General features: G+C 40.5%; 5 protein-coding genes and 1 pseudogene. All 6 read left to right on the top strand.

Translation table 11 applies throughout. From position 1 onward, the window contains the following. Window positions 1-89 precede the first annotated feature (89 nt). The 6 genes and pseudogenes from AN486_RS24340 to AN486_RS24315 all read left to right on the top strand — a co-directional run bounded on the left by AN486_RS24340 (window position 90) and on the right by AN486_RS24315 (window position 11260). Window positions 90-7043, top strand: coding sequence for a choice-of-anchor L domain-containing protein (locus AN486_RS24340; RefSeq protein ID WP_290602835.1), 6954 nt, complete (start codon window positions 90-92; stop codon window positions 7041-7043). Window positions 7044-7418: 375 nt separating this feature from the next. Continuing rightward, window positions 7419-7601: a hypothetical protein gene (locus tag AN486_RS24335; RefSeq protein WP_290602834.1), complete on the top strand. Its 183-nt coding sequence runs from the start codon at window positions 7419-7421 to the stop codon at window positions 7599-7601. Between the two features lie 81 nt (window positions 7602-7682). Beyond that, window positions 7683-7937 (top strand): annotated as a pseudogene (locus AN486_RS24330) (sodium:proton antiporter); the annotation flags it as partial. A gap of 277 nt (window positions 7938-8214) precedes the next feature. Beyond that, complete coding sequence (locus AN486_RS24325; RefSeq protein ID WP_290602833.1) at window positions 8215-9297, top strand: hypothetical protein; 1083 nt, start codon at window positions 8215-8217, stop codon at window positions 9295-9297. A 462-nt stretch (window positions 9298-9759) separates the two neighbouring features. Continuing rightward, complete coding sequence (locus tag AN486_RS24320; RefSeq protein WP_290602832.1) at window positions 9760-10632, top strand: hypothetical protein; 873 nt, start codon at window positions 9760-9762, stop codon at window positions 10630-10632. Between the two features lie 472 nt (window positions 10633-11104). After that, window positions 11105-11260 carry a hypothetical protein gene (locus AN486_RS24315; RefSeq protein ID WP_290602831.1) on the top strand — a complete coding sequence of 52 codons (156 nt, stop codon included), beginning with the start codon at window positions 11105-11107 and terminating at the stop codon, window positions 11258-11260. Window positions 11261-11543 lie beyond the last annotated feature (283 nt).

Below are 11543 nucleotides of genomic sequence, written 5' to 3'. Positions count from 1 at the left end.
ACACTGATGCAGGTAGTGATAATCTGAATGGCGGTACAGGTTTTGATTACTACAACGCTGATTACAGTAATCGAGCCACAGGATTAACGATGACCTATGACCCAACAACCAGTAATGGCACAATTACCATTGGCACTGAAGTTGATACTCTTACTTCCATTGAAAGCTTTAATGATTACCCTGGTTTTCAAGGCACAAATTTTGATGATGTAATTGTTGGCACTTCTGATAATGAAGGTTGGGGTATTTATGGTAGGGATGGTAACGATAATATTTCCGGTGGTGCGGGAAATGATAAGCTAGATGGTCAAGAAGGTAATGATACCCTCAATGGTGGTACTGGCAACGATGATCTCTATGGTGGTAATGGTAATGATGTCGTTAATGGGGATGCAGGAGATGACACACTCTACAGTGATGCAGGTAGTGATAATCTGAATGGCGGTACAGGTTTTGATTACTACAACGCTGATTACAGTAATCGGGCCACAGGATTAACGATGACCTATGACCCAACAACCAGTAATGGCACAATTACTATTGGGACTGAAGTTGATACTCTTACTTCCATTGAAAGCTTTAATAGTTTCCCTGGTTTTCAAGGCACAAATTTTGATGATGTAATTGTTGGTACTTCTGATAGTGAAGGTATTTCTGGTAGGGATGGTAACGATAATATTTCCGGTGGTGCGGGAAATGATCAGCTATCTGGTCAAGAAGGTAATGATACCCTCAATGGAGTCAATCCTACCAGCGCAACCCCCGGACGAGGTGAAAGAGATTATCTCGTGGGTGGAACTGAATCAGATCGCTTTATACTGGGTGCTGCAACTTGGATTGGTTACGATGACGGGAATAGTACAACTAATGGTGACAGTGACTATGCCGAAATTGCTGACTTTAACACCAGTGAAGGTGATATTATTCAACTGCAAGGAACAAGCAGTAATTACCTTCTGGCTGTTGTCGGTGCAGACACTCAAATATTAATCAATAAGCCAAATACAGAACCTGATGAACTTATTGGTATAGTCCGAAATCAAACAGGTTTGAGTCTAACAGAAACTTATTTTAGCTATGTTTTTGATAATACTCCGCCGACCAACCAAGCGCCCACCAACATCACTTTAAATAACAGCACAATTGCCGAAAATCAACCCATTAATACAGTAGTTGGTAATTTCACCACCATAGACCCAAATACTGGTGACACCTTCACCTATAGTCTAGTATCAGGAACAGGTGATACAGATAACAATTCATTAATTATCGTTGGTAATAATGAGTTACAAACCAAAGCCGTATTTGACTACGAAACCAAAAATAGTTACAGCATTAGAGTCAAAACCACAGACCAGGGTGGGTTATCCTTTGAGAAACAATTAACTATTGGTGTAACTGACATTAACGAAACTGTTGCCAATCTAAGCATTTCCCCTAGTAATGTAACTCAAACGGAAGGAAATTTAGGCAATAAACCCTTTACCTTCACCGTCACCCGCACAGGTGACACCACAGGGACAAATAGTGTTAACTGGAGCGTAAATTCTCCTGCTAGTTTTGATGACTTTGCTAACACCACAGGTACTATTACCTTTGCACCTGGAGAAATATCAAAAGACATTATAGTTAATGTCAAGGGTGATCTTACTCAGGAAAACAATGAAACCTTTACCGTTAATCTCTTCAGTTTTAATAACAATGCAACAATTACCACAGCTACCGCAACGGGAACTATTACTAATGATGATTTAGCTTTAGCTACAATCCAACTGCCTTTCCCAATTAAACTAATTACAAAGCTTTCCCCATTACTTGTTGGTAATTTGCAGATAGTAGGTAACTATGCTTATGTAGCGACTGGATCTGATGGACTAGAAATTATAGACATCAGTGATCCGACTAATCCTATAATCAAGGGCAGATGGAATTATAATATTACTTCTGGACCCGTAACTTCTGGCTATGTGTATAGTGTACAGGTAATAGGCAACTATGCTTATGCAGCTAGTAGTAGAGGATTAGAAATAATAGATATCAGCAATCCCACTGCTCCTACCCTCAAAGGCAATTATAATGATTCTGTCTGGAATGTGTCTGGCTTTGGTAGACGTGTGCAGGTATTAAACGACTATGCTTATGTCGCTGATGTATCAGGACTACAAATCATAGATATCAGCAACCTCTCTAATCCTACCCTCAAGGGTAATTATAATACTGGCAATGCTAATAATGTACAAGTAATCGGCAACAATGCTTATGTCACTGATGTATCGGGACTACAAATCATAGATATCAGCAATCCATCTAACCCTACCCTCAAGGGCAATTATAATATCACTGATTTCACTTATGATGTGCAGGTATTAAACGACTATGCTTATATAGCTACTGGTGATTCAGGACTACGAATCATAGATATCAGCAACCCCTCTAATCCTAGCCTTCAAGCCAGTTATGTTACTAAGAGAGAGGCTTACAATGTAGGATTAGTAGGCAATTATGCTTATGTATCTGGTGATATGGGATTAGAAATAATAGATATCAGCAACCCCTCTAGTCCCACCCTCAAGGGTTATTACAATTCAGGCAATATGCAAGTAGTAGGCAACTACGCTTACGTAGCTGGTACTTTTGGACTACAAATCATAGATATCACAGATATCACCAAAGCCATACCCAAGGGAAATTATGATACTGGAAACTATGCACAAAGTGTTCAGGTTGTAGATAATTATGCTTATGTATCCGCGTCTGATGCAGGACTGCAAATCATAGATATCACTGATCCGACCAAACCCATACTCAAAGGAAATTATGATACCCCAGGTTATGCCCATAATGTACAATTATTAGGCAACTATGCTTATGTAGCTGATGGACTTTCAGGACTACAAATCATAGATATCAACAATGCCACTACCCCCACACTCAAGGGTAATTATGATACTCTAGGTTATGCCCATGATGTACAATTATTAGGCAATTATGCTTATGTAGCCGATGGACTTTCAGGACTACAAATTATAGACATCAGTGATCCATCTGTTCCTAGCCTCAAAGAAAATTATAATACTCCGGGTGACGCTAATGATGTCCAAGTAGTAGGCAATTATGCTTATGTAGCTGATGGACTTTCAGGACTACAAATTATAGACATCAGTGATCCGACCAAACCCATACTCAAAGGCAATTATAAAAGCACTTATCAAACGTATGCTGATAATGTGCGGGTAGTAGGTAAATATGCTTATTTGCTTTACGATTACTCAGGAACAGAAATTATAGATATCAGTGATCCAAGCAACCCAACACTCAAAAGCAAAGATGACCTTAGTTATGGTAGTTATGGTTATGACGTACAAGTAATAGGCAATTACGCTTATATAGTTGATGATCGAGAAATAAAGGTTATTGATGTGGGTGACTTTACTGATACTAACCAAGCGCCCACCAACATCACTTTAAATAACAGCACAATTGCCGAAAATCAACCCATTAATACAAAAATTGGTAATTTCACCACCATAGACCCAAATACTGGTGACACCTTCACCTATAGCCTAGTATCAGGAACAGGTGATACAAATAACAATTCATTCATTATCGTTGGTAATAATGAGTTACAAACCAAAGCCATATTTGACTACGAAACCAAAAACAGTTATAGCATTAGAGTCAAAACCACAGACCAGGGTGGGTTATCCTTTGAGAAACAATTAACTATTGGTGTAACTGACGTTAACGAAACTCCCACGAACCAATCACCCACCAACATCAGCTTGAATAACAGCACAATTGCCGAAAATCAAGCCATTAATACAGTGGTTGGTAATTTCACGACCATAGACTCAGATGCGGGAAACACCTTCACCTATACCTTGGTAAGCGGTACGGGAGACACAGATAATAATGTCTTCACCATTACCAATAATGAACTCAAAACCAACTCTGGATTTGACTACGAAACCAAAAACAGTTACAGCATTAGAATCAAAACCACAGACCAAGGTGGGTTATCCTTTGAGAAACAATTAACTATTGGTGTAACTGACGTTAATGAAGTTCCAGTTATTACCAGTCCTACCACCGCAAATTTTGCAGAAAACGGCACAGGGATAGTTTATACCGCTATAGCTACAGACGTAGATGCGGGTACACCTTTATATAGTTTGTCTGGTACTGATGCTAATCTCTTTAATATCAGCAACGGTGATATTACTTTCAAAAATGCTCCTAACTTTGAATTACCTAGTGATAGCGGTGCAAATAACGTTTATGATCTCAACGTTATCGCTAGTGATGGTTCATTAACCGCCACACAAGCGGTAGCTATTACCGTCACCAACGTTAACGAAGTTCCTAGCAATTTGACTCTCTCTAATAGCACAATCGCCGAAAATCAACCCATTAATACAGTGGTTGGTAATTTCACCACTACAGACCCAGATGCAGGAAACACTTTCACCTATACCTTGATAAGCGGTACGGGAGACACAGATAATAATGTCTTCACCATTACCAATAATGAACTCAAAACCAACTCTGGATTTGACTATGAAACCAAAAACAGTTATAGCATTAGAGTCAAAACCACCGACCAGGGTGGGTTATCCTTTGAGAAACAATTAACTATTGGTGTAACTGACGTTAATGAAACTGTTGCCAATCTAAGTATTTCTCCTAGTAATGTAACTCAAACAGAGGGAAATTCAGGTACAAAAGCCTTTACCTTCACTGTTACTCGCAGTGGAGATACCAGTGGTAGCAGCAGTGCTAATTGGGCAGTAACAGGGTCTGGTACTGACCAAGCAGATGTTACGGATTTTGGTGGAACCCTACCAACTGGTACGGTGGGTTTTGCAGCAGGTGAACCCACTAAAACTATCATAGTAGATGTGTTAGGAGACACCACTGTTGAGCCGGATGAAGGGTTTACAGTTACCCTTTCCAACCCCACCAATGCTACCATTACCACTGCAACTGCTGTAGGAACTATCCAAAACGATGATGATGTTGCTCTGGACTTAGTTTCTCAGATTCTCGGTTCTGGTGTGACGACGGTAAAAGATGCTAAATTTACTGGGAGCAGTCAAGCTGTTGATACTTTTACTAATTCATCTGTTGGCATTGGTATTACTTCAGGAATTGTTCTGAGTTCTGGGAAAGTAGCCGATATCTACGGGAATAACGTCGGTAATAAAATCAGCACAAATTTTTCTGGAGCGGGCGATGCTGACTTGAATAAGCTGGTGAATGGATCTACCAAAGATGCTGCCGTTTTGGAGTTTGATTTTATACCAACAGATAGTTTTGTCAGTTTCGACTATGTTTTTGCATCTGAGGAGTATAAGGAATTTGTTAATAGCCAGTATAACGATGTTTTTGGTTTCTTTGTAACCGATACCTCTGGAATAACAACCAATATTGCCGTTATTCCAGGAACACAAACTCCCATCACCGTCAATAACATTAACGATCAAAAAAATGCAAATCTCTATCGTGACAACCCACAATCAGGGAGTGGAAGCACCTATAATACAAAGTTTGATGGGTTTACGTCAGTTTTGACTGCTACAACTCCAGTTAAGCCGGGTGAAACTTATAAGTTTAAATTAGCTCTTGCTGATACTGCTGACTCTGCGCTTGATTCGGCAATTTTTATTGGTAAGGGTTTTAGTTCCTCATCCCTGGTTGCTAGCAACGACTCTTTCCTGGTCACATCAGCTTCACAAGCAAGTTTTGATGTTCTCAAGAATGATTTTGTCTCTTCTGGCAAACCTGTTATCTTAGACTTTAATTCTGTGAGTGATAAGGGAGGGAAGGTTTCTAGGGACAACAATCAAACGCCAACAGACCTATCCGATGACAAATTACTTTACACTCCACCCTTAGACTTTAATGGTATAGATAACTTTCAGTATACATTGGGAGATGGCCAAAATGGGACTGCTACTGGGAAAGTTTCCATTGAAGTTAAGAATACCTCGCTGGCGATCGCATCTACCAATGCCACCCAAACAGAAGGGAATTCAGGTACAAACGCCTTTACCTTCACTGTTACCCGCAGTGGAGATACCACTAGTAGCAGCAGTGCTAATTGGGCAGTAACAGGGTCTGGTACTAACCAAGCAGATGTTACGGATTTTGGTGGAACCCTACCAACGGGCACGGTGAATTTTACAGCAGGTGAAACCAGTAAAACTATCACGGTGAATGTGTCAGGAGACACTACTGTTGAACCGGATGAAGGGTTTACAGTTACCCTTTCCAACTCCACCAATGCTACCATTACCACTGCAACTGCTGTAGGAACTATTACCAATGACGATCGCACCCTCACCCCCATTACTGATTATGCACCCAACGTGAATATATCCACGGGTTTGATTTTCAGCACCAATGGCGGCGGAAATCTGTCTTTAGACACAAATAGACTATCCGCGTCTAATGAAGTTACTGGTGTCCAAAATGGAACAAAGTCCAATTTCAACCACTTATTTGGAATATATGAGGTTGTGGATGCTGAAGGAGGAATTAATACTGAGAAAGGGGTATTAAAACCGGGAGATAGCGATTATGCGCTTTACGCTCTCACCACTGCTAGAGTCAAAGACTTCATAGTGCAAGCAGGTAGTAGCGATACTCCCAGCACCGCTACACAATTAGGGTCTGGTGTGTCACTTCAAGGTAATAAGTTTTATGCTCCTTTTGTTATTGCTAACTGTGGAACTTACTTCCCCAATTTACAACAGGGAGTAGAAGATTTCGTTGCTGCTGAAAACGGAGACGTAAACCGGTTTGCCAATGCACCTCAATATGTCCGAGACCTTGTTGCTACGGAAGCAGGTAATGAGTTCAATAATGCACCTAGATTCGTACAGGAACCTGTAGCCTATTTTAGCTTTGGGTCAGCTAATCCCGATAAATCTCCCCACCTCCGTTCCTATGGTAATGGGGTCTATGGATTTGAGGATTTACCCGCTACCGCTACCCAATATTCCAACAATGATTTCAATGATGCGGTTTTTGCTCTTTCTTAAACTTCAGGTTGTTGGTTTCTCAACTTCTCCATCCCCGGATGGGGAAGTTCAAACTCTGTGGATGTGTTAGTATATTTGGCTCTTCGGTACTTGTTATGCTAAACCGAGAAATTGAGAGAAGGGAACAGGGAACTCTTAACTGGGAACAGGGGAAAAATTTTAATTTTCTAGTTTTTTAATAAGACTAATAATCATTCTGCTTTCTTCTTTTAATAAATTAAGAATCATTTCTACATCTTTTTCTGAACATAATCCTACTCGGTGAGTTGAAGAAGGAGTCACCGAGTCAGTAGCCAGGAGTCAGAATCAATCAGTCGAGGATTCAACCCACATTCAGCAGGTGTTTTTTGAATTTTCGGAATTATCCATAACTCAATGATAACAAGGCTTTCAGACAATGACACGCAATTCTATATTAGAGCGATCGCATATCTACCTAAAGCTAGAATCAAGCTTATTGAGAATAATGTCAATAAATTAGTTGGTTTGAGATTAAATTTATTGAATACCGACCTAGATAACAAAAAGCATGAATTGGTTATTATGATTGGGTTTTAGCTGTTTTATGAAATTCTTTTTTTGACAAAATAACCTGCTGGGAAAAATATTTTGGGTATATTTACTCATGCCGAATATGGGATTGAAATCAAAAGCGTCACCTCCCCAGAACCAATCCAAGCCTTAATTGCTGCCTCGGAAAATGTTGATCTAACCATTGTTGGTACTAGCCGTCTGTGGGGAATTGAACGCCAAACCCTGGGAAGATACACAGATCAACTCGCCATCCAATGTCGTTCTTCATTACTCATTACCCGTCGTTACAGTCAAGTTACCTCACACCTTACCGCCCTCCTCCCAGCAGTTAACACCCAAGAAATCACTGATAATTCCTAACTATTCTCATGGTCGAGCTTAGGTGCTTTTAATTTGCATTCGTGGTATAAATGTAAAAATCGGGGTTGTAAACATTCTGTACTTGGTTCGGGTTTAAGCTCAACTAAACGGTGTCCATCAATCAATATATACAAAACAATACGGCCTTAACCAACCTTTATAAGTATATAAGTAAGTTAAGGCCATGCTTTCAGTTTATGCTCCCTGTATTCCTGTTTACAAAAACAGGGAACCTTGGGTTTTTAGCTTTGCTGCAAACATTTTGGAGGAATATATCTTGAATATCAAGGGTGATTTTACCATGCCGCCAAGTATTTGTGTTCGTGGTATCTACTGGAGTTTATGGCTAAACCTGTCAATTTTATTACTGAACGGAGTCATGTCAGTTAATTCTGCATCCGCAGCAGACGAGATCATAACTGACAATCAAGCATTAGACAAAAGTACATTAAATACAGATGAAACTGCAAAAGCGACCTATTTACCCGACAGCAACCAGGTAATCGCAGTCGCTGAATTAAAGCAGAAGGTTATTTCTGGAAAACAGATTGAATCCATTGTCCACCAAAAACAACCACAAATAACCTCCCAGACAAACTCTTCGGAGATAGACGATGCATCAATTAATACAGATAAAATTCGTCGAGATTTATTGATAGATCCCATTTATAGGCTAACTCCCAAAAAGCCATCCTATAGGCCTGGACTTAATTTTGCTGGTCCAAGTGCCTTCGGAGCCAACATCGGCGATGGGTTTGTAGCAGGATCAGGGGCTTTCGGCGGCAAGAGAGATACAGGTCTAGATGGTAGTATCACCACAGGTTTTGGTTTAGGAGATGCCAGGAAACTAGCTGGATTGGAGCTTGGCTGGACTATTGGTAGTATCAACAACTTTAACGCCAATGGAACTTTTGATATCAAAGTCCACCGCATTGTCTACAACCAAGCAACCAATCAAGTTGGTGTAGCTGCTGGTTGGAACACCTTTGCCCAATACGGAGATGAACCCATTAGACCTTCTAGTGCCTATGGGGTGGCAACAGCTTATTCCTTATTAAAGCCTAAAGATCCCGTTAATCAAATGCCCATCTCCTTCTCCCTGGGGGCTGGAGGCGGTGACTTTAGGCAAGGTAATTCCAGTACTGGAATATTTACAGGAGTGGGTGTACAAGTTCATCCCCAAGTTGGTCTAGGTCTAGGTTGGAGTGGAGTTGGTTTAAATATCGGAGCATCCTACGTTCCTTTCCCCACTGTACCACTGACAATTACAGCCCAGGGGGCAGATATCACAAATAATAGTCAGGGTGGTACGGTATTTGTTCTGGGCGTAGGTTATGGCTTCAATTTCTTACCCAAATAGGGCTTACCGAAAAAATTGTTGGTGAGGATATGAAGCCACGGGCAACAGTTTCAGCTATCTAATGGACTGATGCTGACAGACTGCGCTGGGTAGTCATAGATCCTCAGTTCCCCATATCTAAATAGGGAAAAATGTACCTATTTGGGATCTTTGTGTAGATTCCATTTGGCATCTTTGCCAGAGTTATTGCCCAGTATGGACGAGAGAGAATCCGTCAAGATTACCATAACTCTTGTTAGGTAAGTCTTACAAAATAGATACCAAATGGATTCTATACCAGAACCTGACATTTTCTAAGTATCAAAAACCCTGAAGTCCTCATTTGTGAGCGGTTCTAATTTTATTTGGCAGACCCCAAATAAGCACTTCAACTTTAATGTTTGGTAGGAAATCATCATGTTAAAAACCAGAAGTCTCATTTTTGCTCTGAGCCTCAGTCCGTTAATATTGTTTACTTTCCAGATGGCAAACCAAGCTCAAGTTTCTGGTCCGAGTAAGGGTAATGCTGGAGGTATTAGTGGAGGGGTTAATCCATTACCCCAATTTACGCCTAATCCATCACCTAATCCATCACCCCAATTTACGCCTAATCCATCACCTAATCCATCACCCCAATTTACGCCTAATCCATCACCTAATCCATCACCCCAATTTACGCCTAATCCATCACCTGAACCTACTTCCAATCCATCGCCTGAACCCGCTTCCAATCTAAGTCCTAAAGGTGTTAGTGAAAGAGTTAATCCTAATCAGCAAATCCAACAAGTTAACATCAATTTCAATCCAGTCAGTACATCACCTAACGTCACTGTCACAACAGGACCAGATGGAGTTGTAACCATGACAATTACACCTGCGGCTCAACAGTCCATAAATCAAGCATTTACTGATTTACTCACCGAACTTGCAAGCCCTGGTGGTAACACAAAGATTGGTGACTTGATGGGTGCTGGCTCAGATGTACAACCTGCAATTACTGAACTGACTGAGTCTATGAATAGCACAGGGGTTTCTCCAGAATTAACGAAGGGACTTTTAGAATCCCTGGCTAGTCTTTTAAGTCCTCTTAACAGTTATATCAAACCAACTTATCACACAGCCCAGTTAACGAAAAGTGACTTATTAACTAATACCAAAGCCCTTAAAGCTAGTTTCACCATAGCTCAGGTGAATGCAGCAGCATCTGTGGACATCAATAAACTCAGCGTTGCTATTAATGTGTATAATACTATTGTCAATCAAAGTAGTCCGAAGGTTCTCCTAGGACTCTCACAAAATAAAGACTTCGTAGAAATCGGTAGAGTTCTTAAAAAATTAAGAGCAGCTATCGGTTAACTTTTAGCCCCATTTAACTCAGGACTTACACAACTGGCACATTGGTAGGCTGCGTCAGATATCAACAATCTGCTTATTTACAGGATTTATACAGTCTGACGCACCCTAAAACAGATTTTTAGTGTGACACTTGCGTAAGTCCTATTATTACCAACCTCATCTGCAAATAGATCCCTCATCCTGTAAATCCTGAAATCCTGGAAATCCTGATTCAGACAATTAATCACCGTCAAATTACCAACCTCATCTACAAACAGATCCCTCATCCTGTAAATCCTGAAATCCTGGAAATCCTGATTCAGACAATTAATCACCGTCAAATTAGCAACCTCATCTACAAACAGATCCCTCATCCTGTAAATCCTGAAATCCTGGAAATCCTGATTCAGACAATTAATCACCATCAAATTAGCAACCTCATCTACAAACAGATCCCTCATCCTGTAAATCCTGAAATCCTGGAAATCCTGATATGGCTTGCGCCACGCTACGCTATCAGACAATTAATCACCGTCAAATTAGCAACCTCATCTACAAACAGATCCCTCATCCTGTAAATCCTGAAATCCTGGAAATCCTGATTCAGACAATTAATCACCGTCAAATTAGCAACCTCATCTGCAAATAGATCCCTCATCCTGTAAATCCTGAAATCCTGGAAATCCTGATATGGCTTGCGCCACGCTACGCTATCAGACAATTAATCACCGTCAAATTAGCAACCTCATCTGCAAATAGATCCCTCATCCTGTAAATCCTGAAATCCTGGAAATCCTGATTCAGACAATTAATCACCGTCAAATTAGCAACCTCATCTACAAACAGATCCCTCATCCTGTAAATCCTGAAATCCTGGAAATCCTGATTCAGACAATTAATCACCATCAAATTAGCAACCTCATCTACAAACA

It is taken from the genome of Anabaena sp. AL93, assembly GCF_001672085.1.
Classification (GTDB): domain Bacteria; phylum Cyanobacteriota; class Cyanobacteriia; order Cyanobacteriales; family Nostocaceae; genus Dolichospermum; species Dolichospermum heterosporum.
Note: the sequence above shows the minus strand (reverse complement) of the source record. Positions and strands in the feature narration are given on the sequence as shown.